Genomic DNA, 26792 nt, shown 5'->3' with positions numbered 1-26792 from the left:
TCAGAATGATACTGCCGATTTGATCGTTTCGTGCCTGGCCGGCGAAGCGGATATCGGTGAGTGGCTGGTCGCGAACGGTTGGGCGGCGGCGACGAGCGATGGCCGCTACGCGGAGCTTGAGGCAGCTGCCCGTAGCACACGCAAGGGCATTTGGGCGTTCGAGGTCGGACGCTGAGTCAATCAGCCTTTGCGCTGGCCAAATGTCCTGCCAGCGCCTCGGCAAGCAGCTTTCGGGTTTCCTCGATACCATAGAGCGCGACGAACGAACCAAACCGCGGTCCGCGTTCCTGGCCGAGAAGGGTCTGGTAGAGCATCTGGAACCAATCACCCGATACACCAGGACCACCGTTGGGCCCCAGCTTTCTCGTGTCCTGATAGCGTTCGATCGGTCGAGCGACGTCAAGAATAGCGTCTTGGATCGCGGCCGCATCGGCATCGGCGGGCAACTCGGCCAGCTCGCGAGACAGGGCTTCGAGGGCCTGACGTTCGACGGCATCAGGGGCTCGAAAGCGCTTGTTGGGACGGACGAAGTCCTCGAAGTAGCGCAAGGCGTAGCCGACAAGGCGGTCGAGTTCGGGATCCGTCTGCGCGGAAACACCGGGGGCGTATCGCGAGATGAAACCCCATAGCGTGTCCTTGTTCGAGGCATTGGACGCCGAAACGAGGTTCAGCAAGAGGGCAAAAGGGACCGCGACACCGGATACCGGCGGTGCCCCGCCGTGGATATGAAAAACGGGGTTCTGTAAACGTGAGCGCGTATCCTGCCGTTCGAAGCTCGTTGCAAATTGGTAGTAGTCCTCGACAGCCTTCGGGATGACGTCGAAGTGCAGCCGCTTCGCAGCGCGCGGCTTGCCGAACATGTAGAGGCCGAGGCTCTCAGGAGCGGCATAGGTAAGCCATTCCTCGATGCTCAAGCCATTACCCTTCGACTTGGAAATCTTCGCACCGTCCGCGTCGAGGAACAGTTCGTAGACGAAGTGCTCGGGCGGGGTCCCACCCAACAGCTTGCAGATGCGATCGTAGATCGCGGCATTGGTCTGATGGTCTTTGCCGAACATCTCGAAGTCGACATCCAGAGCCGCCCACCGCATGCCGAAGTCAGGCTTCCACTGGAGTTTGACGGAACCACCTGTCACTGGCACCGTCGCATCCCGCCCGTCTTCGTCTTGGAAGGTGACCGTCCCGTTTTTCGCGTCAACCTCCTTCATGGGGACGTAGAGGACTCGGCCAGTGGTCGGCGAGATCGGGAGGAAAGGGCTGTAGGTGGATTGTCGCTCGGCGCCAAGTGTCGGCAGCATGACGCTCATGATCTCATCGTAGCGTTCCGCCGCCAGTCTCAGAACGGTGTCGAACCGGCCCGATCGATAGTAGTCCGTCGCGCTCGCGAACTCGTAATCGAAGCCGAACGTATCGAGGAATCGACGCAGCATTGCGTTGTTGTGTTCTGCGAAGCTTCGCTCAGGACCGCCGAACGGGTTGGGCACAGCCGTCAGCGGCTGATGGAGATAGGGCTCGAGCACTGATCGGTCCGGCACGTTGTCGGGGATCTTGCGCATCCCGTCCATGTCATCGGAGAAGCAGATGAGACGAGTCGGAATCGCATCACCTGTCAGCACTCGAAACGCGTTGCGCACCATGGTTGTGCGCGCCACCTCGCCGAACGTGCCTATGTGTGGCAGCCCAGACGGTCCGTACCCCGTCTCGAACAGCACCTCCGACTTGCCGGAACGCTCGATACGAGTGACGAGCTTCCGCGCTTCCTCGAACGGCCAAGCCCCCGAGCGAAGGGCCTCGTCCCGGGTCTCCTGATCGATCGGAAGTTGCGCGAAATGCATCGTCGTGGTTCGTCCCATCCGGTGGCAGGTTCGTCCTCACGGACGATAGCCGGTGTATGGGTCCGCGCAGACGACCGGTCAACCGGACGCCGCTAGAAGGCGCTTACCGGGAAATAGCGCAACATGATCTCCGCCATACGTCCGTTCGCGACGATGCGGTTGATCGCGTAGTCGAAGGCGTCCGCCAACTCCTCGTCGTCCCGTCGCACCGCAATCGCCAACCCTTCCCCGAGAAAGCGATCGGACAGGTATGCCCCACCTGCGAACATGCAGCAGTCGGCTGCGGCCTCGCTCGCGAGCCAGAACGAGAGGCCGACACCATCACCGAAGAAGCCTTCGATCGCCCCGGATTGGAGCGCGGCTAGAGCGTTATCACGCGTATCGAAATCGACGAGCACGCTGTTGGGGAAGAACGCGCGCAACATGGCCTCATGGGCCGAGCCCGCGACAGCGCCGAGCTTTATCTCACGCAGCCCCGTATCGAGTTGCGTCGACAGCGAACTGCCGCGCCGCACGACGAACCTCGCCGGATACTGAAGAAATGGACGCGTGAAGGCAAAGCGGCTCCGACTGTCGGCCGAGATCGCAATACCGGCGGCGATGGCATCGCCCTCACCGTCCGCAAGGGCCTTCGGTAGCTGGTCGAATGGTCGTGCTTCGATCTGGCAAAGCGGAGAGATGCGCAGTTCATCGCAGATGCTGCGGACAAGGTCCACGTTGAACCCGGTCAGACGTCCGGCCTGATCGAGGAAGTTGAAGGGCGGGTAGTCAGTGGAAGTCAGGAAGCGTATCCGCTCACGGCCGGTGAGTTGAGGTTCCGCCGCGCGTTCCGTCTGGTCCCGAAAGTTCGGAAGCTCGACCGACTGCGCCCAAGCGAGCATCGGCGAACCAAAAGACAATAACACAACCAAGACGTGCATGCATAACTGTGGATTGTGGCGACATACACGCCCTGGTCGATTTCGACGGTCCATCAATCGCATCAGCATGAACGTGTTCCATTCGCTTGCCGAGGTCACGTGCCGCCGTCGAACCCCACGCAGATCCGGATTGCCGGAACGCGCCCGTACTCATACGGAACCAAGGCCGATGACGGCAAGCTCGCAGCAGAACTCAACCCATACCTGACGGAGGTCCTGGAAGGCCTGGAGATTAATTACGAAGCCACTTCGCTGCTGATCGCCCGCGCGCAACGGCACGGATCGACCCTCGCGGAGGAAATCGTCGCAGCAGGTTGGGCTACGGAATCTGAGATCGCGCACCGAATCGCGGGCGTTCTCGATCTGGCTGCGGACTGTCCGTCAGTCGAAGTCACCGTGATGAAAGATGCCCGCGGCATGGGGCAACACGGCTCCAAGCACATCGTCGGCATGACTCCGGACTATCAGGTGCGAGCCTACATCGCTCCCGACCTCGAGAGACTACAAGACGTGGCAGACGCCCTGCCCCGCCTCGACCTGGAGCGTCACCTTGTCTGCATTGCTACACCAACAACCATCGCAGCCGTTCGAGACTTCGATACGGTTCGCGAGCGTTCCGAAGCCGCACGTCTGAGTTTAGCAGCAGAGCTCAACCGGTGGTCCGCTCGAGAGGTCCTGACGGCATTCCAGGGCGGTGCGTTGACATTGGCCGCCATCGGGCTTTTCGCGGCCGTCATGCGTTGGGGAAGCGGCGTTGGCCTTGGTCTCCATATCGGCTTCACCTGCGTCGCCTTCCTTTGTACGGGCTTCCGCGCCATCGTTCTCTTGGGTTCCCGATCCCAGAATGAAACGAACACGGCCGCCCCGGACGATGGCGAGCCCACGACCTTCCCGGTCTACTCCGTGTTGATCGCACTGCACCGGGAAGCCGATATGGCCGAGCCGCTCGTTCATGCGATGGCCATGCTCGACTGGCCCACATCTCGCCTGGAAGTCTTCTTCGTTTGCGAGGCGACCGATCCGGATACGATTGCGGCTATCGAGCGGGCGATCGCCCCCTATCCCCATTTCTCCGTTGTCGTGACACCAGCTAGCCAGCCCACCACGAAGCCCAAAGCCCTCAACTTCGCGTTGCCGCTTACGCGAGGGGAGTTCGTGGTGCTTTATGATGCGGAAGATATCCCTCGTCCCGATCAACTCCGCGACGCTTGGGCTACCTTCCGCAGATCCAACGATACGCTTGCCTGTCTGCAAGCCCCGCTCGTCGTCACGAACGGCGACTCGGGTTGGCGGCAAGCGCACTACGCAATGGAATACGCGGTCCTATTCCGAATGCTTCTCCCCTGGCTTGCAGCACGCGGACTGCCGTTACCACTCGGGGGAACATCCAACCACTTCCGCCGTGACCACCTCGTGTCGGCTGGCGGCTGGGATAGTCACAACGTCGCGGAAGATGCGGATTTGGGTATTCGCCTCGCACGCCTGGGTCTGACGACCGGGACCATCTCCAGTCCGACGCTCGAGACATCAACGGTCCGCTGGCCTGACTGGCGCAATCAGCGGACCCGCTGGATCAAGGGTTGGATACAGACGTGGCTCGTTCATATGCGCGACCCTGTGTTGACCACACGCCAATTAGGGCTGGGCGGTATGGTCGCCTTTCAGATCGTGTTTCTCGGTATGGTCGCGTCAAGCTTCGCTCATATCGCGCTTTTGACGCAACTGGCGGGCTTTGCGGTCTATGGGGGCCTTCTCGAAGCCATGCCATCTCATGGCTGGCTGTATGCGATAGATGCGGTCAATCTCGTCTTCGCATGCCTTGTTTTTAGCGCCTCGTTCCTTCGAGTTGCGTCTCCCAACGAGCAACGGTTGGCTAGCAAGCTATGGGGGTTGTGGGCTTACTGGGCCCTTGTCAGCTACGCCGGCATACGCGCGATATGGCAGCTATGGCGATCTCCGCACCTCTGGGAGAAGACGCCGCACAGCTCTTTTGGAGCTGTGCCAGCGCTCTCAGGACCTGCTGATAAGCCGATCTCATTTAGCTAAGACGACGCCTAGCCTTCGTCCTTGACGTCGGCATGGGGGCGATCGTCGCCTCTCGAGACTTCTTCATGCCAGGTGCCGCTTCGGTCCTGATAGACGATGCCTTCCGTCTCACCGGCGAGTTCCTGGCGCTGGGCTACCTCTTTTGCCGCCGCTGTCGCCGCCTCGTGGGTTCGAAAGGTCTCGGAATAGACATCTCCGAGTTTGTAGGCCCATCCCCCGTCGTGCTGAACGACCTGATAGTGAATGTCGGTCACGGCGTTACCCCTTGCTGCTGTCCGTTTTCGATCGGCTGCAACGCGCTCGGACCCGAAAGTGATCCCCATTCACTCCTGATCGGATGCGACGATGTCGGTCATCGCGTATTGCAGCATCGCGGCGACGGATGGATGCCGACGTTTGAGGAGACTCGATGCGAGCGCCATCAACGCAACAGCGATCTGCTCATCCGTCTCTAGTGACGTTACGAGCTTCTCGTCGTCACCGGCCCCCTCACCCGACCCGCGGTTCATCTCGGTCGCATCGAACCAAGGCGTTCCTGGGATGGCTTCGTAACGGTCGCTGCGCACGTTCCCCCCGGCGAGTCATCTGTCGCGAACTTCAAACCGTTGATCGGGCAATCAACGTCAGCATTCAAGCAATCTGATAGAAGCATATCAACGATAGGTTGCAGGGCGCCACCTGACAAGCGTTCGTTCGGCACACCTGTCCACGTCTGACCACCGAAGCACCATCGGCTAGGAACATGTAAACGCGGTGCGGTGGTGGACAACATACACTCCACCAAGCACGGCTTTTATTCAACTGCGGAGAGTAGCGAATGCCAACCTCCTCCGGCCTCTTTGGCGCAACGCTCGCGAAAGAAAGCAGGCACAAACTGGTTTGAACGAGCGATCAGTTCGGCTATGAACAAGCCTTCCCGAAGAGGTGTTACGATGAAAACGCGCCGCCAAGTCGGAGCCATCGCATATCGCGAGAGCGACGCAGGTGGGCTGCGCATTCTGTTGATCACATCACGAGAGACTGGCCGGTGGGTCATTCCGAAGGGATGGCCGATGAAATCCAAGCGTCCCCATCAAGCCGCCGCCCAAGAGGCGTTCGAGGAGGCAGGCGTTCACGGTCGTATCCGAAAAAAGGCTAGCGGCAGCTACCGCTACCCGAAAGTCTTGGGAAACGGCGATATCGTTCCATGCCGCGTTCGCCTCTTCCCGTTGCAGGTTCGAGAAGAGATGGAAGTTTGGCCGGAAGCCACGCAGCGCAATCGTCGTTGGTTCACACCCGAAGATGCTGCCAACGCCGTCAATGAGCCAGATCTTGCACAGGCTTTGCGAGATTTCGCGACCGGTCTGGTACGAGAAGCAGCCGGGCCGGTATCTCCGACCAATTGATGTAAGCCGAACGGACGCTTGAGTATCACTCTCCGTCCGGTCAAGGCGGAACTCGAACAGCGGGAAGCGCCGCGAGGACGAGTGGATGGATGTCGTCGGTTGGTCCGGATGTTGCGACTTCCAATAACTGGCGCCGCATGCGTGGATCCCAGTATTTATTGATATGATCGGCTACGTCGGCCGTATGGCGCGCGCCCTGCGGGTTGGACTGGCAGAATGTCGCGATCTGGTTGGCCATATGGATGAGCTTCTCACGCGGCATCGCTGTCGATCCCTGCAGTCCCTACGATGCGGTGTGCGTGAGTGAGGATTTCGAACTCGTCGCCCCTGACGACTGCGACGAGACAGATTCCGAGCGCTGTGGCGGTGCGTATGGCCAGATCGGTCGGCGCGGACACCGCCGCCAGGAGCGGGGAGCCCATTCGCGCGGCTTTCTGAATGAGTTCGACCGAAACACGACTGGTAACGACGATAAGGCCTTCGTTGGCTGGCCGACCGTTCAGCGCGAGCGAGCCCGCTACCTTGTCTAAGGCGTTGTGTCGTCCGACATCCTCGCGCACGACAACGAGAGTTCCGTCAGCGTCTGCAAACCCGGCAGCGTGGACAGCTCTCGTACGTCGCCCGAGTTGCTGCTCGAGTTGCAAGCTGTCGAAGGCCCGCCGGATCGCTTGGGGATGAACGGCGAGCATAGCCTCCACCGGAGGTAGATCAGGAGACGCCAGCGCCAAACTATCGACGCCGCAGAGACCACATCCGACCGGTCCCGTCATCTGACGGCGCCTTGCGACATACCCGGCCGCCCGCTCCGGCGTCAGCCAGATCCGGCAGTCGATTCCATTCTCCAGGCGCACGATAGAGAGATCGGCGACATCCGCCGGTGTTTTCGCAATGCCTTCGTTGAGGATGAGCCCGAACGCAAAATCACGCAGGTCGGCGGGGGTCGCCATCATGACCGCGTGCGTCGTGCCGTTCACGGTGATCGCGATCGCCGTTTCCTGCGGCACGGCTCGATGTTCCAAATGGAACGCACCCTTGCGGAAGCTGATCGACCGTCGCGTTTCGAACGGGTCTTCGAGCAAGTGCTTTTACTCCGCCGCATCCAACTCGCGAGCTACGCGTCGGCTTTCGTGGCTCAAGGCTTCGTAGGCATCCTGCCAGTCGGTGGGTCCGTTCGACGGTGAAACCTGAACCGCAGTGACCTTATACTCCGGACAATTCGTCGCCCAATCCGAGAAGTCGGTCGTGATGACGTTGGCCTGCGTCGCCGGGTGGTGGAACGTCGTATAAACGACGCCGGGTGCCACCCGATCCGTGATGCAAGCTCGTAGCGACGTGGACCCTGCCCGGCTGTCGAGCCGCACCCAATCTCGGTCGCGCACGCCCCTTTGCTCGGCGTCGTGCGGATGGATCTCCAAGAGATCCTCATGATGCCACACGACATTGGCGGTCCGTCGCGTCTGAGCTCCGACGTTGTACTGCGAAAGGATGCGACCCGTCGTCAGGAGCAGCGGGAAACGTGGACCCACGCGTTCGTCGGTGGGTACATACTCCGTCACGATGAAGCGTCCCTTGCCCCGCATGAAAGCGTCGACATGCATGATCGGAGTTCCGTCGGGATGCTGTTCGTTGCACGGCCATTGCACCGAACCACGTTCTTCGAGCAGCGCGTAGCTGACATGCGCGAAGCTCGGCGTGGTACGCGCGACCTCGTCCATGATGTCCGACGGATGCCGGTAGTCCATGTCCATGCCCAGCGCGCGCGCGAGGAGCTGTGTGACCTCCCAGTCCGCATATCCGCTGCGAGGCGACATGACCCTGCGGACGCGATTGATGCGCCGCTCCGCGTTCGTAAACGTCCCGTCCTTCTCGAGGAACGTCGATCCCGGCAGAAAGACGGTCGCATAGTTTGCGGTCTCGTTCAGGAAAAGGTCCTGCACGATCAGGCATTCCAGCGCGGCCAGCCCCGCCGAGACATGCTTCGTATCCGGATCGGATTGGAGGATGTCCTCGCCCTGGACGTACAGGCCCTTGAAGGTCCCCTCGACCGCCGCATCGAACATGTTCGGAATGCGCAGGCCCGGTTCGGCATCGAGATGAACGCCCCACAAGCTCTCGAACGTCTCGCGTACGTCGTCACGGCTGATGTGACGATAGCCGCTGAGTTCGTGAGGAAACGAACCCATGTCGCAGGAGCCTTGGACGTTGTTCTGACCGCGTAGCGGGTTCACTCCGCCCCCTCGGCGCCCGATGTTCCCGGTCGCCATGGCGAGGTTGGCGATCGCCATGACGCTGGTCGATCCCTGACTGTGCTCGGTCACGCCGAGACCGTAGTAGATCGCTCCGTTTCCACCCGTCGCATACAGTCGGGCAGCCGCTCGAACATCGGCGGCAGCAACGCCGGTTGTCGCTTCGACAGCTTCCGGAGACCGGTTCGGGTCCGCCACGAACGCGGCCCAATCCTGGAACGCATCCCATTCGCAGCGTTCCTGCACGAAGGCTTCGTCCACCAGTCCCTCGGTCACGATGACATGCGCGAGTGCGGTCAGCATCGCGACATTCGTGCCGGGCTTGAGTGCCAGATGGTGGGCCGCTTCCACATGGGGCGTGCGCACCAAATCGATGCGACGCGGGTCCACGACGATCAATCGCGCGCCCTGCCTCAAACGCTTCTTGAGTCGTGAGCCAAAGACGGGATGCCCGTCGGTCGGGTTGGCACCGATCACAAGAATGACGTCGGCTTCCTCCACCGAGTCGAAGTCCTGAGTACCCGCCGATGTCCCGAATGTGGTCGAGAGGCCATAACCGGTCGGTGAGTGACAGACCCGGGCGCACGTATCGATGTTGTTGTTGCCGAAGCCGGCGCGGACCATTTTCTGGACGAGGAAGACTTCCTCGTTCGTGCAGCGTGACGACGAGATCCCGCCGATAGCTCCGCGTCCATATCGAGCCTGAATGTCGCGCAACTTGCGGGCGGCATAGCCGATGGCCTCGTCCCAGGACACCTCGCGCCAGGGATGCGTATGGTGCTCGCGGATCATCGGCTTGAGCACACGATCGCGATGGGTCGCGTAGCCCAGCGCGAAACGGCCTTTGACGCAGGAGTGTCCGTGATTGGCCTTGCCGTCCTTGTACGGCACCATGCGGATCAGTTCTTCGCCTCGCATCTCGGCTTTGAACGAGCAGCCAACCCCACAGTAGGCGCAGGTCGTCACGGCGGAGTGTTCGGGCAATCCGATCTCGACGACGGCTTTCTCTTCCAGTGTCGCCGTCGGGCAGGCCTGAACGCAAGCACCGCACGAGACGCATTCCGAGGAGAAGAAGTCATCGGAGACCGATCCGGCGGACACGGTCGCATCGAAGCCGCGTCCGGCAATAGTGAGTGCGAACGTCCCCTGCACCTCTTCGCAGGCGCGCACGCAACGCGAGCATACGATGCATTTCGACGGATCGAACTGGAAGTAGGGGTTCGAGATGTCCTTCGGCTGGCCGAGATGGTTCTCGCCCTCGGCGCCGTATCGAACTTCGCGCAGCCCCACCGCTCCGGCCTGCGTTTGCAACTCGCAATCGCCATTCGCCGCGCAGGTCAGACAATCGAGCGGATGATCGGAGATGTAGAGCTCCATCACGCCCTTGCGGATCCGCTTGAGCCGATCGGTCTGCGTCGAGACGCGCATACCCTCGGCAACAAGCGTCGTACAGGACGCGGGCGTCCCTCGCATGCCTTCGACCTCGACAACGCAAAGGCGGCAGGACCCGAACGCGTCGAGCATGTCGGTCGCGCAGAGTTTGGGCACGCCGATACCCGCTTCCATGGCCGCCCGCATGACGGACGTTCCCGCCGGAACGCGAACGGTGCGACCGTCGATCGTCAGGGTGACGTCGGTCCCGTTCCGCGATGCGGGCGTGCCGTAGTCGATTTCCCGGATCAGCGACATGGCTTCCTCCCTACTCCGCGGCCAACCGCTGTGGCGCGGTATCGAAGTCCTCCGGGAAGTGATTGATCGCACTCATGACCGGATAGGGCGTGAAGCCGCCGAGAGCGCAGAGCGAACCGAACTTCATCGTGTTGCAAAGATCCTCGACGAGTTCGAGTTGTGTCGTCCCGGGCGAACCGGCGATGATCCTGTCCATCGTCTCGAGCCCACGTACCGCACCGACCCGGCACGGCGTGCATTTGCCGCAACTCTCGGCGGCACAGAACTCGAACGCGAAGCGCGCTTGCCGAAGCATGTCGACTGTTTCGTCGAAGACGACGATCCCAGCATGCCCGATCAATCCGTCACGGGCAGCGAACGCTTCGTAGTCGACTACGGTATCGAACAGACTTCGAGGGAAATACGCACCGAGCGGTCCGCCGACCTGAACCGCCCGGACCGGTCGCCCGCTTTGCGTTCCGCCGCCGATATCGTCGACGATCTCTCCGAGGGTTAGTCCGAACGGAGCTTCGAACAGGCCTCCGAAACGGACGTTGCCGGCGATCTGCAGCGGCATGGTTCCGCGGGAGCGCCCTATCCCAAGCTCTTCATAGGCTTCCGCACTTGTGCGATAGATTTCCGGCACCGACGCAAGCGTCACGACATTGTTCACGACCGTCGGGTAACCAAACAGGCCTTTATGCGCCGGCAAGGGAGGTTTGGCCCGCACCTGTCCTCGCTTACCCTCGAGACTGTCAAGAAGAGCCGTTTCCTCCCCGCAAACGTATGCGCCCGCGCCGACCCGAACCTCGACATCGAAAGCCGTGTCGGTTCCGAGTAGCGATGGTCCGAGCAAGTTCGCGCGTCGTGCCAGAATGACGGCCCGCGACATGACGTCGATTGCTACCGGGTATTCCGAGCGGAGATAGATGAAACCCTTCGTCGCGCCGGTTGCGACTCCCGCGATTGCCATCCCCTCGAGGAGACAGAAAGGATCGCCCTCCATCAGCATACGGTCGGCGAAAGTCCCGGAGTCGCCCTCGTCGGCATTGGCCACGATGTAACGTCGGTCGCCTGGAGCCTCCGCAACGGTCTTCCATTTGACGCCGGTCGGGAAGCCTGCACCGCCGCGACCGCGCAGGCCGGATCGCGTCACCTCTTCGATCGCCTGCGTCGGCCCCATTGCGAGGGCGCGACGCAGTCCAGCCAGACCGCCGTGGCGCTCGTAGTCGGCGATATCGAGCGGATCGATGATACCGCAGCGCTTGAAGGTATGCCGCGTCTGCCGGCTCAGAAATGGGTGAGCCTCCGGGTTCCCAATGCATCGGGCATGACCGCTCGCCGACACGAGCGCTTCGTAGAATGCCTCGTCAACGTCGCCCGGCTCGATCGGTCCGTAAGCCAGACGCCCGTCAACCGTTTCGACTTCGATGAGCGGTTCGAGCCAAGCCATCCCGCGTGAACCGTTGCGGACGATCGTGACCGCTTCGTTCCTGCTCGCCGCCTGAAGGGATAGGCGCCGCGCGACCTCGTCAGCACCGGAGGCGACGGCGAACGAATCCAACGGCACGAAGATGCGGACCATCAGCCGAGTTCCGCGGCGAGTTTTGCAACCTTCGCTTCATCGAGGCGCGCGACGAGCGCGCCATCGATTATTGCGTTAGGGCCGATTGCGCATAGGCCAAGGCAATAGCACGCTTCCAGCGATACGACGTCGCCGACCGCAGGCTCGCCCAAGCGAACGCCGAGCTTGTTCTCGAAGCAGAGAGCGATGCCATCGCCACCACGAGCTTGGCAGGCTTCGGCTCGGCAGAGCTTGACCTGGTGCACAGGACCCGGAGCCATGCGGAAGTCATGATAGAAGCTGACGACGCCGTAGACCTCCGCACGGGAGAGGTTGAGTTCCGCTGAAACCAGGCGCATCGCGTCTTCGTCGATGTAGCCGTAGCGATCCTGCAGCGCGTGCAGTACCGGCAGCAGGGGTCCCTCGAGGTGGCCAAGTGACCGGACGATTCCGGTCGCCTCCTCCCGGTCGAAGGTCGTGTTTCGCAGCGTTGCCTCCCAGGCTGTCTTGCCGGGGAGCTTAGAGCCTCTCTCAACACGCCTGCAACGTTAGAATACGACAAACCTCAACGATAAACCGACAGCGCCTTGACCAAAGTTACCCACCGCCGCTTGATGTCACGGTCGCGTGATCTCGTGAATTGAGGCGCAAACGAAAATATGGTCGACAAACAGGTCTTCGTGATCGAAGAGGACGAACGTCTCCTTCTGTTCCGGACACTTCCCGCATGACCGAAGCTTTCCTGTCGGCCGAACTGGCTGCGCTCCTGCAGGTCCTCTTCATCGACGTCGTTCTGGCGGGCGACAATGCGGTCGTCGTCGGAATGGCGGCGGCGGGGGTCGATCCGGCCATCCGCCGGCGCGTGATCTTCTGGGGCATCGGTGGCGCCGTCGTCCTTCGCATCCTGTTCGCGTTGGTCGCCGTCCAGCTGTTGGCCATCGTTGGTCTGACGCTCGCCGGCGGCATCCTGCTTCTGTGGGTCTGCTGGAAGATGTTCCGCGAGATCCGCGCAGGATCGCATGAGGAGGAAGAGGCGGCAGCCTTGGCCAACGCCTCCAGGCAGCACAAGACCTTTGGTCAGGCCATGCTGCAGATCATCATCGCCGACGTTTCGATGTCGCTCGACAACGTTCTCGCGGTGGCTGGCGCCGCCCAGGACCACGTCGAAGTCCTGGTCGTTGGCCTGCTGATATCGGTCGTGCTGATGGGCGCCGCGGCGACGCTGATTGCCAATGTTCTCAACAAGTACCGTTTCATTGCCTGGATCGGCCTTGCGGTCATCCTGTTCGTGGCGCTGCGCATGATCTATCACGGGTGGGACGAGGTCGCGTGTTACGTCCAGTTCCTGTCGAGCTATTGCTTGGCGGAACCCGTAGCCGGTACGACGCCGTGACGAGCGAAAGCGAACTGACCCAACTCGGCGCCGACGCCCGCCCGGCCGCGCGTCCCGAGGACGCGTTGCTGGAAACCGTCGCCTTCTCGCATGGCGACGGAGCTCCGACGCTCGTACGCCTGACCGCGCCAGAGTTCACATTGCTTTGTCCGGTCACGGGCCAACCCGACTTCGCCCATCTCGTCATCGACTACGTTCCGGATCGACGCCTCGTCGAATCCAAATCGTTCAAGCTGTTCCTTGTCAGCTATCGCAACCATGGCGCCTTCCACGAGGACTGCTCGGTTTCGATCGCCAAACGGCTTGTCGCCGCGATGGAACCGCGATGGTTGCGGATCGGTGCCTATTGGTATCCGCGCGGCGGCATTCCCATCGACGTCTTCTGGCAAACGGGTCCCGCACCGGACGGTCTGTTCATTCCGGATCAGGGGGTTCCGCCCTATCGCGGACGCGGTTAAGCCATCCTGCGAGAGAAGCGCAGGAATCGGACATGGAACTGAACAAGGTCGAGGATGCGATCGCCGCGATCGCCGCGGGCGAACTCGTCGTCGTCGTCGACGACACGGACCGGGAGAATGAAGGCGACCTGATCATGGCGGCGTCCAAGGCGACGCCCGAGAAGATCGCCTTCATGATCCGCCATACCAGCGGCATCTTGTGTGTTCCGATGACGGCTGAGCGCGCCGAACGCCTCAATCTGCCGCCGATGGTCGCCAACAACCTCGACCCGATGCGCACGGCGTTCACGGTATCCGTGGACTATCGTGTCGGAATGACGACCGGCATCTCGTCGGAAGAACGGGCCAATACCGCACGTGCGCTCGTCAACGACAACGTTGCTCCGTCCGACTTCATCCGGCCCGGACACATGTTCCCGCTCATCGCTCGCGAGGGCGGTGTCCTTACCCGGTCGGGACATACCGAGGCGGGTGTCGATCTCGCGCGCCTCGCTGGTCTGCCGCCGGCCGGGATCCTTGCAGAAATCGTCAACGACGATGGTACCGTCAAGCGTCTCGGCGAGTTGATCCCGTTCGCGAAGGAACACGGTCTCAAGATCGTTTCGATCGAGGATATGATCTCGTATCGCATTCGGCGTGAGAGTTTCGTGCGTCGTGTTCGCGACGATGCGGTGACGATCGCTGGTCTACCGGCGCGGGTCCTGGTCTACCAGACGCCATTCGACGATGTGCAGCATGTCGTCGCTGTTTTCGGGGATGTCCGGACCGCAGAGCATGTGCCGGTTCGGATCTATCGCGAACAGCCGGTCGAAGAGCTTCTTCGCAAATCGGGTGCGCGCAGCTGGGTCGATATCGCGACCGACCACATCCGCACCAAGGGGCGCGGCATTCTCATGCTGCTTCGAAACGCGCAGATCGATGATTTCGACCCAGCGCAATTGGCAACCAACGTCAACGCAGCTGGCGTTGCAGACGGCGAACAGCATGGCAGTGCGAAGGTCCGATCTCAACGTTGGCGTGAGGTCGGTGTCGGAGCCCAAATCCTCCGAGATCTCGACGTCCGGTCCATCGACGTGTTGACCTCGCAGGAGCGAGGCTATGTCGGCCTGACGGGTTTCGGCATCGAGATCGCCGGAACCACGCTGCTGCGGGAGTGAACGGCTCGGCGGGCGACAGTGCGTCGTCCGTTACGCCCCTATCCGAGCCAGCGGTGATGTCATCATCTCCTTGCCCGTAAGCCGTCATGTCGGCTTCGGAGTGAAGATGATGACACCCTTGTCGACCGTTTCGAACCCACCTTTGCGCATCGGCCGCGTTGCACTCGCCGTCCGTGACGTTCAGCGCGCACGGGAATTCTATCGGACCGCACTCGGGCTCGAGGACATCGCGCCGACCGACGACGCTCTGCGTCTGGGCGTCGACGGATACGGCTTTCTGGAGCTGCACCGCGCGCCGGAAGACAATCGGCGGGCGGCGAGCGAGGCTGGGTTGTTCCATACCGCCTTCCTTCTGCCCTCACGGGCGGATCTTGGACGGTGGCTACGTCACGCGTCGTCGATAGGCCTCCAAATCGCGGGTGCATCTGATCACGGGGTCAGCGAGGCCGTCTACCTTTCGGATCCGGAGGGCAACGGCATCGAGATCTACGTCGATCGTCCAGCCTCGCTGTGGCCACGCGATGGGACCGCTCTGCGGATGACGACGCAGCGCCTGTCGATACCCTCAGTTCTGACGGCGGCTGGATCGACGTCCTGGCATGGGGCGCCGTCGGGAACCACAATCGGACACGTTCATCTGCGCGTCGGCGACCTGACGTCTGCAACTGACTTCTATCGGAATGTGGTCGGGCTTGATCTGACCGTAGAGGTTTCAGGTGCGTCCTTCCTGTCCTCCGGCGGTTATCATCACCACTTGGCGGTCAACGTCTGGCATAGCCGGGGCGCCGCGACACGGAAGCAAGGCGACGCCGGTCTCAAGTCCGTCGAGTTTCTCGCGCGAGAGCGGGTTTGGGTCGACGCCATCGCGGACCGAGCATCGCGGGCGGGTGTTCTCGTCGCACGCCACAGCGATCACGCCGAAGTCGTGGATCCGGCGGGGAACCGAATTCGGATCGCGTAGGGCGTTTGAGGTCAAACGATCCCCAGACCGACATCGTGAGCGGAAGCGTTGGATGGGTGGACCTCACTCCACCATCGACGCGCATGGTCGACACCATTCCGCTGCCTGGACGGGCGACCGCGAAGTCCATCCGCCAGGGTCATGCCGTCGGGCCAACGCCCGTATCCGCTACCGATATTGATATGACCCGCTGCACCGAGATCGACCAGCGCGGATCCCCAGCGGCGTGCCTGATCCTCGGCTTGGCTGAAAGTCATGAAGGGGTCGTTGCGACTTGCCACGACGATAGAGGCGAAGGGTAGCGTCGCTTGCGTCCCAGCTTCGAACGCGGCAACCGTTGGTAGAGTGTTAGCCAATGCCGTTGTATCCGCTGGCGCAACCAGCAAGGCGCCACCGACATGCGCACCGGCTGGACGTCGCGCCAACGCCCCGACCAGTGCGCATCCCAGACTGTGCGCAACAAGGATGACACCGGGTGCACTTGCGGCGATCTGCGCTTCGAGAGCGTGCAACCAATCGGTCAGGCGGGGCGACGCCCAGTCCTCCTGTTCAACGAGTTCCGCATGAGGCTCGTCCTGCGTCCAGAAACGCTGCCAGTGGCCGTCCGGCGAGCCGTTCAAACCGGGAATGAGCAACGTCTGAGTCATGGATGGTCTCCGCGCCTGACTGTGACCTGCTATGACGATAGCCAACGCAGCGCAGGACGGGGAACCAAGGTTTACTAATTTACTAGACTGACGGGGAACGGGTGATCAAACCACCGCCAGTTCGCGGAATTCGAGGTCGTGTTCGGTGAAGCTACCTGCCGCCTCTGCGAGCGTCTTGTCGTCCAGCACGGCCGAAATGGCATTGCGGACCTCCAGCATCATACGGCGCACGGCGCAGGACCGCTCATCTCGACAATCGTCACAACGTCGGTAAGCGGTTCGGCTCGCACATGGAATCGGCGCAAGCGGGCCGTCGAGGACGCGCAGAATTTGCCCGATCCGAATTTGCGAGGAGTCCTGCGCCAGTAGGTAGCCGCCGCCCCGCCCCTTACGGGCATGAACGAGGCCTGCCAGGCGCAGATCAGCGAGAATGGCGTCGAGGAACTTCTTGGAAATGTTGTGCGCGGTCGCGATCTCTTCCGAAAGCGCTCGCTCGCCAGCAGGCAGTCGCGCGAGGTGCAACATCGCCTTAAGACCGTATTTTCCCTTCATGGTCAGCATAGAGGCGACTTCCGTTCATACCGGATCAACCGAACTGTCGCCTCAATAAGGGACTGACAAAGTCAATGCCAGCACGGTCCAGCCATGTGAGGGCTGGAGCAGCCATCGTTGCAGCCACGGTTCCTACGACCGCAAGACGGCATCGACTAGGAAAACTTGTCTGTTTGAAGATTGGTCGGAGTGGCAGGATTTGAACCTGCGACCCCCTCGTCCCGAACGAGGTGCGCTACCAGGCTGCGCTACACTCCGCGACCGACGCGGTGTATAGCCAAGGTCGCGTCGCCTTGCAACGGGGTGTCGCAGCATCTGTGCCAGCAAGGTTGGCGCAACCCTTCGATGTTGCAACCGCTTCACGGCTCTCCTATAGGACCGGTGCGCGACGCGTTGTGATGGGGCGTAGCCAAGCGGTAAGGCAGCGGTTTTTGGTACCGCCATTCCCTGGTTCGAATCCAGGCGCCCCAGCCACCGAGCGATCTCCAACGCAGGCCTGCTTTCCTAGAAATCGACCGTCTTGCAGCGAGCACAATCGTAACGTTGTCAACGGATTGACTACCTGGGCGCCATTGCGCGACCGGTCTGTTTGCGGCTCAAGACCGGTATCAACCGCGACCCTACAAGCTCGGCGTTGGACGACGACCAACCCCTCCCCTAACCAGTATCGGTCGCCGCAGTTCTCTCGCCGTTTTGCAGGATAGTGCCTGCTTTCGCCTGACATCGACGGACATCGCAGCGTTCGTAACGATACAGCAAGGTGCGTCGGCGACCCTTTGACCACGTCTTGGTACCGGACGACGGCGGGCAGACGGCAACGCAAGCGGCATCGGTCTTGTACCGAGCCGACGAACGCGCTGCCAAACCATTCTGCCAGTTGAAGAATCACATCGGTTGCGTCAATTTTGAATCAATCGACCGGTGCGCAAGATGCCGGAGAGGCTCCATGGACGGGAGGAGAATCATGCGGCAGGAAACCTTGGGCCCCTATCGCGGGCTTTACTACGGATTGACGATCTCGGCGTTGTTCTGGTTGGTCGGGTTGAACCTGGGCCTCGCGATGTAACGGAGAGCGTCACCGACGCCTCGCCAAGCATTGACAAACCGTCTATAGGCTGGCGCTCGATCAGCGATATCGCGGTTTGTCCGCACGCGGCTGAGTCAGCCGCAGACCTAGGGCGTTGAACCGTTCGGGCATTCGTCGCTGCCCATCGAACGGGAAGCGGGGTCATGAACGACCTCGCATGAGCGCGCTCGTCCGTGCTCAGCTCTAAGGAATTCATCAGTGCCCTTTCGCACGAACTATCCCGCGCTTGCCGATGCGCTCGCTGCTCGTGGCTATGCCGATCCTACGCCGGTCCAGGATGCGGTGCTGGAGCCCAAAGCCGAGGGGCGTGACCTTCTCGTTTCGGCACAAACCGGATCCGGCAAGACGGTTGCCTACGGTCTCGCGCTCGGCAGCACGTTGCTCGGTGACGGTGGCCTGCCGGAAGCTGGCGAGCCGCTGGCGTTGATCGTCGCGCCGACCCGCGAACTGGCGTTGCAGGTTCAGCGTGAACTCGCTTGGCTTTATGAAAAGGCCGACGCGCGTGTTGTGACCTGCGTTGGCGGCATGGATCCGCGGTCCGAGCAGCGTGCTCTTGCGCGAGGCGCCCATATCGTCGTCGGCACACCGGGTCGGCTTCGCGACCACCTCGAACGAGGACGCCTGCTGATCGGCAATCTGCGGGCCTTGGTTCTGGACGAGGCTGACGAGATGCTGAATCTCGGCTTCCGCGAGGACCTCGAATTCATCCTGGAAGCGACGCCGAGCGAACGACGTACGCTCCTTTTCTCCGCGACCCTTCCGAAGCCGATCGTTGCCATGACGCGACGCTATCAGCGCGATGCCGTACGGATCGAGGCCAGTGCGGGTACCTCGAGCCATGCCGACATTGAGTATCGAGCCATTCGGATCGCTCCCACGGAAACCGAACTCGCAGTCGTCAATCTTTTGCGTCAGGTCGAAGCTCCGAGCGCCATCGTCTTTTGCAACACGCGCGAGCAAGTCCGCCACCTGCATTCCGGGTTGCTGGATCGCGGATTTGCGGCCGTCTCGCTGTCCGGAGAACTTGGACAGTCCGAGCGCAATCAGGCACTGCAGGCGTTGCGCGACGGACGCGCACGGGTCTGCGTCGCGACCGACGTCGCGGCACGAGGCATTGACCTGCCGTCTCTGGGCTTGGTGATCCATGCCGAGCTACCGAACGACGCCGAAACATTGCAGCATCGCAGCGGGCGAACCGGACGCGCGGGGCGCAAGGGCATCTCGGCTTTGCTCGTACCACTGTCGCGACGCCGCAAGGCTGAACGCCTGCTGGCGGAAGCGCACATCCGCCCATCCTGGAGCGGTGCGCCACGAGCCGACGAGATTCGCGCTCTCGATCGGGAGCGGCTGCTGTCCGATCCTCTTTTGACCGAGGAAGCCAGCGAAGAGGATATCGAGGTCGGGCGTGTTCTGCTCGAGCGTCGGCCGGCCGAGGAAGTCGCCGCGGCATTGGCGCGTATCTATCGCCTTCGCTTGCCGGCACCGGAGGACGTCTACGATCCCGGCTTCGAAGCGGAGCGCCCGCAGCGAGGTCGTGGACCGAAGCCGACACAAGACGCGAGCCACGACGCGCCTCGTTCGGCACGTCGTAACGACGGCCCGACCGTCTGGTTCAAGCTGGATATCGGACGGCGCAACAACGCCGACCCGAAATGGTTGCTCCCGCTTCTCTGCCGGCGCGGACGCGTGACGCGGGACGACATCGGAGCGATCCGCGTGTTCGACCGGGAAACGAAGTTCCAGATCAGCGAGGCTTCGGCCGATAAATTCGCCGCTGCGGCGCAGGGAACGCTCGACGATATCACCATCACCCGGTTCGACGGCGAGGTTGGTCCGGCCGAACGGCGTGACCGGCCTGACCGCAAGCCCTTCAAAAAGTCAGACGGGGCGCGTTCGAAGTCTCCCGCCCCTCGCGAGTCGCTGGGGAAGGGTAACGGCAAACCGCGGCGTCCGAAGGCCCGCAACGCCTGAGGTCGTTCCGGAGAACGAGCGACCCTGCGTCCCATCATCCAAGACACTTCCGCGACGCGGCGTTATGTTATAACACGCCGTATCACGCACATGATGGGACGCTTATGTCGTCTTCCCTTCCCCGATCCGTTCTCCGGAGTTCAGCGTTGCGCCGGCTGCTCCTTGTCGCCGTGCCGCTCATGATGCTGTGGCTTGGCGTCGGTCTCACGATCGGCGGCTAACGTGTCGGCGGCTATTCGCTTGGAGAACGTCGGCGTACGGTTCGGCCGAACGCTCGCCCTCTCAGACGTCGATGCGACGTTCGAGCGTGGCTCGATGACGGCTGTGGTCGGCGAGAATGGAGCCGGGAAATCGACCCTCCTTCGCGCGATCATGGGTATCGTTCGATTGACGACAGGTCGCATCTCGCTTGACGGTCTGCGGCGTGCGGACATCGCCTACTTGCCGCAGGCGCAGGAGATCGATCGAAGCTTCCCGATCGACGTGGCCGATTTCGTTTCGTTAGGCGCTTGGCCGCGTATCGGCCTGTCGCGCAGTCTTGCCGCATCTGAGGAGAACCGGCTTCTCGCCGCTATCGAACGCGTTGGACTCACAACCCAAACCCGCACCCAGATCGCCCAGTTGTCCGGCGGGCAGTTTCAACGCGCCCTTTTTGCTCGCCTGATCCTTCAGGACGCTCCCCTCATGCTCCTGGACGAACCGTTTGCGGCCGTCGATGCAAAGACGACAAACGTGCTGATGGCGCTGCTTCGCGAGTGGCACATGAACGGTCGTACCATTGTCGCCGTCCTGCATGACATGGCCCTGGTGAGACGCGAGTTCGCTCAAGTCATGCTGCTTCGGCACCGCCTGGTTACACATGGCCCGACCGACACAGCCTTTGCGGCCATGCTGTCCGGTGAGGGGAACGAAGCAAGGTTCGCGGCGGAATGAGTGTCTGGGAGTTTGCGATCGCACCGTTTGCGGATTTTGGGTTCATGCGCCGTGCGCTTCTGGGATGTGTGGCGCTTTCGCTCGGGGCCTGTCCGCTCGGCGTCATCCTCGTTCTCCGACGAATGAGCTTGATCGGCGATGCGATGTCGCACGCCATTCTTCCCGGAGCCGCGATCGGCTTCCTCCTGGCCGGATTTTCCTTGTTCGCGATGGCGCTGGGCGGACTCGTTTCCGGACTCCTCGTGGCGGCACTCGCCGGCCTCGTTTCGCGATTCACGACTATTCGAGAGGATGCGAGCTTCGCGGCCTTCTATCTCGCGTCGCTCGGGCTCGGCGTCCTTCTGGTGTCGGTCAAAGGTTCGAATATCGACCTTCTCCACGTCCTGTTCGGAACGGTCCTGGCGTTGGACGATGCAGCGCTGCTCTTGATGGCGAGCGTCGCGACGGTTTCATTGATTCTGATTGCCTTGCTTTACCGTGCGATCGTTGCGGCGTGCCTGGACCCGGCGTTTCTGCGCACGCTTGGCCCCGCAGGCGGCGTGGCCCACGGTATCTTTCTTGTGCTGGTCGTTCTGAACCTCGTCGGCGGGTTTCAGGCGCTGGGTACGCTCATGGTCATCGGCATCATGATGCTTCCGGCCGCGTCGAGTCGTTTCTGGTCAGCAAGCGTCTCGGGTCAGATGATCGTTGCCGCTGCGCTCGGCATTGCGTCGTCGCTGGCGGGCTTGCTGATCTCGTTCCACCACGATCTGCCGTCGTCGCCTGCGATCATCCTGTCTGCGAGCGTCGGTTATCTTCTGTCCCTGGTTGCCGGCCCACGCGGGGGACTGATCCGCCAAGCCTTTGCTCCGAACTTCAACCGCGCTTAGCGTGAGTGGCGTACGAGGGGTACGACAGCATACGCAAGCGGTCCTCCGGAATTGCGTTGCTCAAGCAAGGCACGCATGCGTTTTGTGGTCTAGTTGCAAACCGTGCGGTCGAGGAAAAGCGAGGACGTCGCTCCGGTCTGCGTGTACCGATATTCGACCGTGTTGAGCTCGCGGCTCCGAAGCGCGCTACGCCAGACGTCGCATTGATCGTCTCGATCACCGTCGCGAACGCCAGCTAAGTCGAGGCGGTCATCGACCCGCAAGCGCATGGTCAAACGGTTACCATCAAACTGGATGTCTTCGAGGGTCGATCCGTTGGCCATGTCGAGCGGTGTCGCACGCCGCATCTCCGCGATACGCCCTTGAACGTCCATGGCATTCTCAGCCCACGGAAACCCATCGGCTGTTTGCCACGCGGTCAGCAAGGCGGCGGTGCCGCCGGCGCCCAAAATTCGGAAGAGATGCCGGCGTGGTTGCCGTAGCGCACTCATAACGACTCCGTCGATCCCGGGTCCTCCGCTCGAACGGAGATAACTCTGCCATGTTGCAGGGCAATAGCTGCACGGCAGGATAAGACGGAGTTAAGTCTCGTCGCGGCTCCCGATCCCTCGGCGCAGGTCGCGGTGTCGACGGCGAAGCCTCTCGGCCCGATCGGGGGTGAGCGTGGCATGGCAACGTGGACAGGAGACGCCAGCTTCGTACCGGTCGGACGCGCGTTCGGTTTCACCAACCGGCCCTCCGCAACCGAAACAGCTTTCCCAGCGACCGTGCGAGAGGTCGGCTCCCAGGGCCGTTCTGCCGTCGAAGACGAAGCAATCCCCTTTCCAGCGCGACGCGCCACTCGGGACGTCTTCGAGATAGCGGAGGATCCCGCCGTCGAGTTGCATGACTTCAGCAAAGCCACGCGCCAACATGTACGCCGACGCCTTCTCGCAACGGATGCCACCGGTACAGAACATGGCGATCTGCTGATGCTTTCCGGGGTCCAGTTCGCGGTCGACAAAGTCCTTGAACTCCGTGAACTGGTCGATTGGCGGTACGATGGCGCGCTCGAACGTACCAATGACCGTCTCGTACCGATTGCGCGTATCGAGGATCAGAACGTCGGGATTCGCGATAAGTTCGTTCCATTCCACTGCCGATACATGTCGCCCCGTGCGTTGAGCCGGATCGGCCTCGGACGCCCGCATCGTGATGATCTCCGGGCGAACCCGAACACGCAGTCGTTTGAAGGGCGCGATCTCGGTTTCGGATCGCTTGATATCTCGGTCGCTGAGGCCGAGCCGTTCGCCCAATCTCGACAGGAGTTCGTGGATCGATGCGGCCGCGCCGGCGACGGTTCCGTTGATACCTTCATGCGCTAGGAGGATCGTGCCGATCAGGCCGGCCTCGCGACAAAACGCGTCGAGCTCGTCTCGTTCAGCTTGGGGGTCATCGACCGCAACGAAGCGGTAAAATGCTGCGACGGAATAGGTCATGCCGCTTCTTAAAATCTGCGGTCAGGTGTGACCAGTGAGCCCGACGCTTCTCATCCGTGTTGAACGACGCTAATTCGCAGGAATGAGCCTTCCGCTGGACCGCGAGTTCGACCCCTGCCATGGCACACCGGTTTCCGTTGCGCCGAATGTCCTGCGACTGACGGCGTCGAATGCAGGTCCCATGACTTTTCATGGGACGAATACCTACCTCGTCGGATCCGCAAAACTCGTTGTCATCGATCCAGGTCCTCTCGATCAGCGTCATCTGAAGGCGTTGCTGGCCGCCCTAGATGGCCGTCATGTGTCCGGCATCCTGCTAACGCACGGACATCGGGACCATAGCGATCTGGCAGTCTCGCTTCAGAACAAGGTCGGCGCACCCATCTTCGCATCGCCCCGATACGACGGCCCGATGGATCGACACCTCGAGGATGGTTCACGCCATCTGCTCGGAGACACCGACATCGAGGTTATCGCGACGCCGGGGCATTCGATGGACCACCTCTCGTTCGCTTTGCCGGACACGTCGATCCTCTTTTCGGGGGACCACGTCATGGCATGGTCGACGAGCGTTATCGTTCCACCGGATGGACGAATACGGGACTACCTCGCATCCCTCGATCGCCTTATGCGGAGGTCGGAGACGCGTTATCTCCCAGGCCATGGCGGCCCCGTAGAAAGGCCGCAACCGCTACTGCGGGCGTTGCGGACTCACCGCAGGATGCGCGAGTCGGCCGTCTTGCAGCGTCTCGCGGCTGGTCCTGCTAGGGTCGGTGACATCGTCGCAGACCTTTATCGAGATCTCGATGCATCCCTGACGCGAGCTGCCACGCTCTCGACCCGCGCCCATCTCGATGATTTGGTCGAGCGCGGTTTGGTTGAAAGCACAGGCGACCGATTCCGACTGACGCCGGCGCCTACTCCTCCGGCGTAACGCCCTCCAGAACGTTCATGGCCTCTTCGAGTCGCGCCATGAAACCTTCGATGATCCGACGGTTTTGACCAAGGTCGAGTGGCAAGGTGCGCGAACGCGAGGTCATATCGACGTAGGTTTCCCCGTTATCTTCCTGGATCCGCACCACGACATCACTTGGCGACCCGAGGATCGGTACGGTCGCAACGCCCTGGATCGTGTAGTCCGTTGCATCAAGACCTGCGAACCGATCAAAGGGCTGCGTGGGGTCAATGCTGTCGCGAGGCGTTGGAACCGGCGTCGTCACGAGTCCGCTGACGCCGAGATCACCCGCGGCAGGCCGGGGAAGGCTGGAGGTTCCGACGTCGACGATCGCGATACCGCTTCCTTCGAACGCCGTGCGGGCTGCTCCGTAGACGGTCGACGCTGTCGCTTGGAAATCACGGCCGACAAGCGGCCTTACCCCGCCGTTCGGATCACCCGACGTCACCGGCTGCTCAAGTCCCGTCGTCGCTGCCGAGTTGCCGGTCGGATACTGGCTGTAGAGCCATCCCAGCAGAGCGAATGGCGCCGCGGCAACCAGCGCGACGGTCAAGGCCGCTGTTGCGCGTCCACCTCCGTGTTTCCCGCGATGCCAGACGATCCCGCAGGCGACGAGCGCCAGAACAAAACCGGCTGCAACCAAGGCAGCCGCCAGGGCGAAGCTCCAGGACAGCGTCTCTTCGTCGAGAACGGTCAGTCGAAACAAGACGATCGCGCTGATCATCACGGCCGGAGCGAAGGCGGCGCATGACCAGGCCCAGTCCGCGGTCTTTGTTCGCCCGACGATGTAATGGCCTGCCATGCGCTTGCGAACTCCGAACGTACGGGGTCGATCCTATCATTTCATGCGGTCGGAAGACGATAGTCACGATAGCGGTCCCGCAGCGCGGTCTTCTGGATCTTGCCGGTCGCGGTGTGGGGAATCTCATCGACGATCACGACGTCATCCGGCAGCCACCACCGCGCGACCTTTCCGTCGAGAAAGCCCAAGATTGCGTCCCGGCTGACACTGCACCCTGCCTTCGGCACGATGATGAGAAGTGGTCGCTCACCCCAACGCGAATGCGAAACTCCGATCACAGCTGCCTCGGCCACCGACGGGTGACCGACAGCCAAATTCTCGAGATCGATCGACGAGATCCATTCGCCGCCGGATTTGATAACGTCCTTCGCGCGGTCGGTGATCTGCATGAAGCCATTCTCGTCGATATGCGCAACGTCGCCAGTGTCGAACCATCCCGCATCATCGAGCCCAGCTTGCGCTCCATGATAGGACGCCGACACGGCCGGACCTTTCACCATCAGCCGTCCGAACGTGCGACCGTCACGAGGCAACTCGGCGCCATCGTCACCGACGACGCGCATCTCAACGCCAAAGGGAACGCGACCCTGCTTCTGCTTGAGTGCGAGCTGTTCATCGAGCGAGAGATCGGCCGTGTCCGCGTTCATGACATTGAGGGTGCCCAGCGGGCTGAGTTCGGTCATGCCCCATGCGTGGACGACTTCGACGCCATAACGTGTTTCAAACGCCTCGGTCACGACGCGGGGACAGGCAGCGCCACCGATCACGACGCGACGCAGATCCGGGAGATCGAGACCATTGGCATCGAGATACTGGAGAAGCATGAGCCAGATCGTCGGCACCGCAGCGCTGAACGTCACTCTCTCGTCGCGAAGGAGCGTTCCGATCGATGCTCCGTCGAGCTTGGGCCCTGGCAGGACGAGTGCGGCGCCGACCATCGGGGCGGAAAACGCGATGCCCCATCCGTTTGCATGGAACAGCGGAACAACCGGCATGACGCGATCGCGCGACCGCAGGTTCATGGCGTCCGGCTGGACCGCGATCAAAGAATGAAGAACGTTGGACCGATGGGAGTAGACAACCCCTTTCGGCGTGCCGGTCGTGCCCGACGTATAGCACATGCCGGCGGCGTCTCCTTCCGCGACCTCGACCCAGCGAAAGTCCTCGTCGGCCTCGGCAAGGTAATCCTCGTAGGTGGTGAGATCGAGGGTCGACGACGGGAGACTGTCACGCGCGCACAGGACGACGATCCGCCGCAACCGAGGTAAGCTGGGAGCCAATGCCTCGACGAGGGGAATGAAGGTCAGATCGACGAACAGCATGCGGTCATCCGCATCGTTCATGATCCATGCGATCTGCTCGGGGAAAAGACGCGGGTTCAGCGTATGGTAGACCGCACCGGCGCCGACGATCCCGTACCAGCATTCCAGATGGCGCCACGTGTTCCACGCCATGGTTGCCATACGATCGCCGGGTTGAACGCCGTCGCGTGCCAGGCGCTTTGCGAGACGAAGGGCGCGGCGACGCACCTCGCTGTAACTCGTTCGATGCAAGGGTCCTTCGACCGAGCGCGAGACGACTTCGCGACGACCGTGGTGCTCCGCGGCATGGTCGATGACCTTCGTGCAGAGCAACGGCCACTGTTGCATCAGTCCCAGCATGGGGAACGTTCTCCCGGTCCGGCGTTGAATCGCCGATGAATGTATGAGGGGAAGCGTGCCGCCGGAGTGCGCATGTGTCCAGCATGAGACCAGCCTGTCGGCTGCTACCGTGGTTCGCGGACGCTGAGCGATCAGCCCTGCGGTACCGCACCATGATCGAGGCGCCAGCCCTCTGATCGGGCAACCGCCGCTTTTGAGATCGCC

The 26792-nt window shown here is 62.0% G+C and carries 25 protein-coding genes and 2 tRNA genes; 11 read left to right on the top strand and 16 right to left on the bottom strand.

Annotation, left to right across the window (positions count from 1 at the left end; genetic code table 11):
- Window positions 1-176: 176 nt before the first annotated feature.
- Complete coding sequence (locus tag BLQ76_RS09060) at window positions 177-1835, bottom strand: lysine--tRNA ligase (RefSeq protein WP_090672699.1); 1659 nt, start codon at window positions 1833-1835, stop codon at window positions 177-179.
- Window positions 1836-1927: 92 nt separating this feature from the next.
- A complete protein-coding gene (locus BLQ76_RS09055) occupies window positions 1928-2755 on the bottom strand; it encodes a transporter substrate-binding domain-containing protein (protein WP_090672155.1) in 828 nt (275 codons plus the stop codon).
- A gap of 99 nt (window positions 2756-2854) precedes the next feature.
- Here BLQ76_RS09055 and BLQ76_RS09050 point away from each other — a divergent pair, with 99 nt between their 5' ends.
- Window positions 2855-4801, top strand: a complete 1947-nt coding sequence (locus BLQ76_RS09050) for a glycosyltransferase family 2 protein (protein ID WP_090672152.1) — start codon at window positions 2855-2857, stop codon at window positions 4799-4801.
- Window positions 4802-4809: 8 nt separating this feature from the next.
- On the opposite strand, the gene BLQ76_RS09045 is transcribed toward BLQ76_RS09050, so the two are convergent.
- Window positions 4810-5055 carry a DUF2188 domain-containing protein gene (locus tag BLQ76_RS09045; RefSeq protein WP_090672149.1) on the bottom strand — a complete coding sequence of 82 codons (246 nt, stop codon included), beginning with the start codon at window positions 5053-5055 and terminating at the stop codon, window positions 4810-4812.
- Window positions 5056-5124: 69 nt separating this feature from the next.
- Window positions 5125-5367: a hypothetical protein gene (locus BLQ76_RS09040; RefSeq protein ID WP_139183965.1), complete on the bottom strand. Its 243-nt coding sequence runs from the start codon at window positions 5365-5367 to the stop codon at window positions 5125-5127.
- A 366-nt stretch (window positions 5368-5733) separates the two neighbouring features.
- On the opposite strand from BLQ76_RS09040, the gene BLQ76_RS09035 reads away from it, so the two are divergent.
- Window positions 5734-6186 (top strand): NUDIX hydrolase, encoded by a 453-nt coding sequence (locus tag BLQ76_RS09035; protein ID WP_090672142.1) that lies wholly within the window; start codon window positions 5734-5736, stop codon window positions 6184-6186.
- Between the two features lie 40 nt (window positions 6187-6226).
- On the opposite strand, the gene BLQ76_RS09030 is transcribed toward BLQ76_RS09035, so the two are convergent.
- The 5 genes from BLQ76_RS09030 to BLQ76_RS09010 are packed head-to-tail and all read right to left on the bottom strand — an operon-like array spanning window position 6227 to window position 12059.
- Entirely contained in the window at window positions 6227-6424 is a 198-nt protein-coding gene (locus tag BLQ76_RS09030) for a formate dehydrogenase subunit delta (protein ID WP_244519549.1), read from the bottom strand.
- 13 nt (window positions 6425-6437) lie between these two features.
- Window positions 6438-7265, bottom strand: a complete 828-nt coding sequence (gene fdhD, locus BLQ76_RS09025; protein WP_210285765.1) for a formate dehydrogenase accessory sulfurtransferase FdhD — start codon at window positions 7263-7265, stop codon at window positions 6438-6440.
- Between the two features lie 6 nt (window positions 7266-7271).
- Window positions 7272-10121 (bottom strand): formate dehydrogenase subunit alpha, encoded by a 2850-nt coding sequence (gene fdhF, locus BLQ76_RS09020; RefSeq protein WP_090672138.1) that lies wholly within the window; start codon window positions 10119-10121, stop codon window positions 7272-7274.
- 10 nt (window positions 10122-10131) lie between these two features.
- Window positions 10132-11688 (bottom strand): formate dehydrogenase beta subunit, encoded by a 1557-nt coding sequence (locus BLQ76_RS09015; RefSeq protein ID WP_090672135.1) that lies wholly within the window; start codon window positions 11686-11688, stop codon window positions 10132-10134.
- The gene (locus BLQ76_RS09010) at window positions 11685-12059 is read right to left on the bottom strand and encodes an NAD(P)H-dependent oxidoreductase subunit E (protein ID WP_244519565.1); all 375 of its coding nucleotides are present in this window, start codon (window positions 12057-12059) and stop codon (window positions 11685-11687) included. The genes BLQ76_RS09015 and BLQ76_RS09010 overlap by 4 nt, the downstream gene beginning before the upstream one ends.
- A 332-nt stretch (window positions 12060-12391) precedes the next feature.
- On the opposite strand from BLQ76_RS09010, the gene BLQ76_RS09005 reads away from it, so the two are divergent.
- From BLQ76_RS09005 to BLQ76_RS08990, 4 genes are all read left to right on the top strand, one after another.
- A complete protein-coding gene (locus BLQ76_RS09005) occupies window positions 12392-13057 on the top strand; it encodes a TerC family protein (RefSeq protein ID WP_090672129.1) in 666 nt (221 codons plus the stop codon).
- Complete coding sequence (gene queF / locus BLQ76_RS09000) at window positions 13054-13515, top strand: preQ(1) synthase (protein ID WP_090672126.1); 462 nt, start codon at window positions 13054-13056, stop codon at window positions 13513-13515. Before BLQ76_RS09005 ends, queF begins: the two co-directional genes overlap by 4 nt.
- Before the next feature lie 32 nt (window positions 13516-13547).
- The gene (gene ribB / locus BLQ76_RS08995; protein WP_090672123.1) at window positions 13548-14672 is read left to right on the top strand and encodes a 3,4-dihydroxy-2-butanone-4-phosphate synthase; all 1125 of its coding nucleotides are present in this window, start codon (window positions 13548-13550) and stop codon (window positions 14670-14672) included.
- A gap of 142 nt (window positions 14673-14814) precedes the next feature.
- Entirely contained in the window at window positions 14815-15633 is an 819-nt protein-coding gene (locus BLQ76_RS08990) for a VOC family protein (RefSeq protein WP_170842530.1), read from the top strand.
- Window positions 15634-15644: 11 nt separating this feature from the next.
- Here BLQ76_RS08990 and BLQ76_RS08985 read toward each other — a convergent pair whose 3' ends face one another.
- The 3 genes from BLQ76_RS08985 to BLQ76_RS08975 all read right to left on the bottom strand — a co-directional run bounded on the left by BLQ76_RS08985 (window position 15645) and on the right by BLQ76_RS08975 (window position 17090).
- Window positions 15645-16280, bottom strand: a complete 636-nt coding sequence (locus BLQ76_RS08985; RefSeq protein WP_090672117.1) for an alpha/beta hydrolase — start codon at window positions 16278-16280, stop codon at window positions 15645-15647.
- 105 nt (window positions 16281-16385) lie between these two features.
- Complete coding sequence (locus BLQ76_RS08980; protein WP_090672114.1) at window positions 16386-16841, bottom strand: RrF2 family transcriptional regulator; 456 nt, start codon at window positions 16839-16841, stop codon at window positions 16386-16388.
- Between the two features lie 172 nt (window positions 16842-17013).
- Window positions 17014-17090, bottom strand: a tRNA-Pro gene (locus tag BLQ76_RS08975).
- Between the two features lie 141 nt (window positions 17091-17231).
- Between BLQ76_RS08975 and BLQ76_RS08970 the strand changes: the two genes are divergently transcribed.
- The 4 genes from BLQ76_RS08970 (at window position 17232) to BLQ76_RS08955 (ending at window position 21692) form a co-directional block, all read left to right on the top strand.
- Window positions 17232-17306 (top strand) — tRNA-Gln (locus tag BLQ76_RS08970).
- Window positions 17307-18117: 811 nt separating this feature from the next.
- The gene (locus tag BLQ76_RS08965; RefSeq protein WP_090672111.1) at window positions 18118-19890 is read left to right on the top strand and encodes a DEAD/DEAH box helicase; all 1773 of its coding nucleotides are present in this window, start codon (window positions 18118-18120) and stop codon (window positions 19888-19890) included.
- A 240-nt stretch (window positions 19891-20130) separates the two neighbouring features.
- Window positions 20131-20823: a metal ABC transporter ATP-binding protein gene (locus BLQ76_RS08960; RefSeq protein WP_210184158.1), complete on the top strand. Its 693-nt coding sequence runs from the start codon at window positions 20131-20133 to the stop codon at window positions 20821-20823.
- Window positions 20820-21692 (top strand): metal ABC transporter permease, encoded by an 873-nt coding sequence (locus tag BLQ76_RS08955; RefSeq protein ID WP_090672108.1) that lies wholly within the window; start codon window positions 20820-20822, stop codon window positions 21690-21692. The genes BLQ76_RS08960 and BLQ76_RS08955 overlap by 4 nt, the downstream gene beginning before the upstream one ends.
- Before the next feature lie 89 nt (window positions 21693-21781).
- Here the strand turns inward: BLQ76_RS08955 and BLQ76_RS08950 are convergent, their stop codons facing one another.
- Complete coding sequence (locus tag BLQ76_RS08950; RefSeq protein ID WP_139183964.1) at window positions 21782-22183, bottom strand: hypothetical protein; 402 nt, start codon at window positions 22181-22183, stop codon at window positions 21782-21784.
- Window positions 22184-22273: 90 nt separating this feature from the next.
- Window positions 22274-23170: an oxygen-dependent tRNA uridine(34) hydroxylase TrhO gene (gene trhO / locus BLQ76_RS08945; RefSeq protein WP_090672102.1), complete on the bottom strand. Its 897-nt coding sequence runs from the start codon at window positions 23168-23170 to the stop codon at window positions 22274-22276.
- Window positions 23171-23252: 82 nt separating this feature from the next.
- Between trhO and BLQ76_RS08940 the strand changes: the two genes are divergently transcribed.
- Window positions 23253-24104 (top strand): MBL fold metallo-hydrolase, encoded by an 852-nt coding sequence (locus tag BLQ76_RS08940; RefSeq protein ID WP_090672099.1) that lies wholly within the window; start codon window positions 23253-23255, stop codon window positions 24102-24104.
- On the opposite strand, the gene BLQ76_RS08935 is transcribed toward BLQ76_RS08940, so the two are convergent.
- Window positions 24088-24927, bottom strand: a complete 840-nt coding sequence (locus tag BLQ76_RS08935) for a DUF1499 domain-containing protein (protein WP_090672096.1) — start codon at window positions 24925-24927, stop codon at window positions 24088-24090. The two genes, BLQ76_RS08940 and BLQ76_RS08935, sit on opposite strands and share 17 nt — an antisense overlap.
- A 41-nt stretch (window positions 24928-24968) precedes the next feature.
- Window positions 24969-26588, bottom strand: a complete 1620-nt coding sequence (locus BLQ76_RS08930) for a long-chain-fatty-acid--CoA ligase (protein ID WP_090672092.1) — start codon at window positions 26586-26588, stop codon at window positions 24969-24971.
- Between the last annotated feature and the right edge of the window lie 204 nt (window positions 26589-26792).

Origin of the sequence: Aureimonas jatrophae, from assembly GCF_900104035.1 — a bacterium.
Taxonomy (GTDB): domain Bacteria; phylum Pseudomonadota; class Alphaproteobacteria; order Rhizobiales; family Rhizobiaceae; genus Aureimonas; species Aureimonas jatrophae.
Note: the sequence above shows the minus strand (reverse complement) of the source record. Positions and strands in the feature narration are given on the sequence as shown.

What these genes read in the sequence shown, in the direction of transcription:
- BLQ76_RS09060 (WP_090672699.1), bottom strand. Translation starts at nt 1,835, where the DNA reads ATGCATTTCGCGCAACTTCCGATCGATCAGGAGACCCGGGACGAGGCC.
- BLQ76_RS09055 (WP_090672155.1), bottom strand. Translation starts at nt 2,755, where the DNA reads ATGCACGTCTTGGTTGTGTTATTGTCTTTTGGTTCGCCGATGCTCGCT.
- BLQ76_RS09035 (WP_090672142.1), top strand. Translation starts at nt 5,734, where the DNA reads ATGAAAACGCGCCGCCAAGTCGGAGCCATCGCATATCGCGAGAGCGAC.
- BLQ76_RS09030 (WP_244519549.1), bottom strand. Translation starts at nt 6,424, where the DNA reads ATGGCCAACCAGATCGCGACATTCTGCCAGTCCAACCCGCAGGGCGCG.
- fdhF (WP_090672138.1), bottom strand. Translation starts at nt 10,121, where the DNA reads ATGTCGCTGATCCGGGAAATCGACTACGGCACGCCCGCATCGCGGAAC.
- BLQ76_RS09005 (WP_090672129.1), top strand. Translation starts at nt 12,392, where the DNA reads ATGACCGAAGCTTTCCTGTCGGCCGAACTGGCTGCGCTCCTGCAGGTC.
- ribB (WP_090672123.1), top strand. Translation starts at nt 13,548, where the DNA reads ATGGAACTGAACAAGGTCGAGGATGCGATCGCCGCGATCGCCGCGGGC.
- BLQ76_RS08985 (WP_090672117.1), bottom strand. Translation starts at nt 16,280, where the DNA reads ATGACTCAGACGTTGCTCATTCCCGGTTTGAACGGCTCGCCGGACGGC.
- BLQ76_RS08980 (WP_090672114.1), bottom strand. Translation starts at nt 16,841, where the DNA reads ATGCTGACCATGAAGGGAAAATACGGTCTTAAGGCGATGTTGCACCTC.
- BLQ76_RS08955 (WP_090672108.1), top strand. Translation starts at nt 20,820, where the DNA reads ATGAGTGTCTGGGAGTTTGCGATCGCACCGTTTGCGGATTTTGGGTTC.
- BLQ76_RS08950 (WP_139183964.1), bottom strand. Translation starts at nt 22,183, where the DNA reads ATGAGTGCGCTACGGCAACCACGCCGGCATCTCTTCCGAATTTTGGGC.
- trhO (WP_090672102.1), bottom strand. Translation starts at nt 23,170, where the DNA reads ATGACCTATTCCGTCGCAGCATTTTACCGCTTCGTTGCGGTCGATGAC.
- BLQ76_RS08940 (WP_090672099.1), top strand. Translation starts at nt 23,253, where the DNA reads ATGAGCCTTCCGCTGGACCGCGAGTTCGACCCCTGCCATGGCACACCG.
- BLQ76_RS08935 (WP_090672096.1), bottom strand. Translation starts at nt 24,927, where the DNA reads ATGGCAGGCCATTACATCGTCGGGCGAACAAAGACCGCGGACTGGGCC.
- BLQ76_RS08930 (WP_090672092.1), bottom strand. Translation starts at nt 26,588, where the DNA reads ATGCTGGGACTGATGCAACAGTGGCCGTTGCTCTGCACGAAGGTCATC.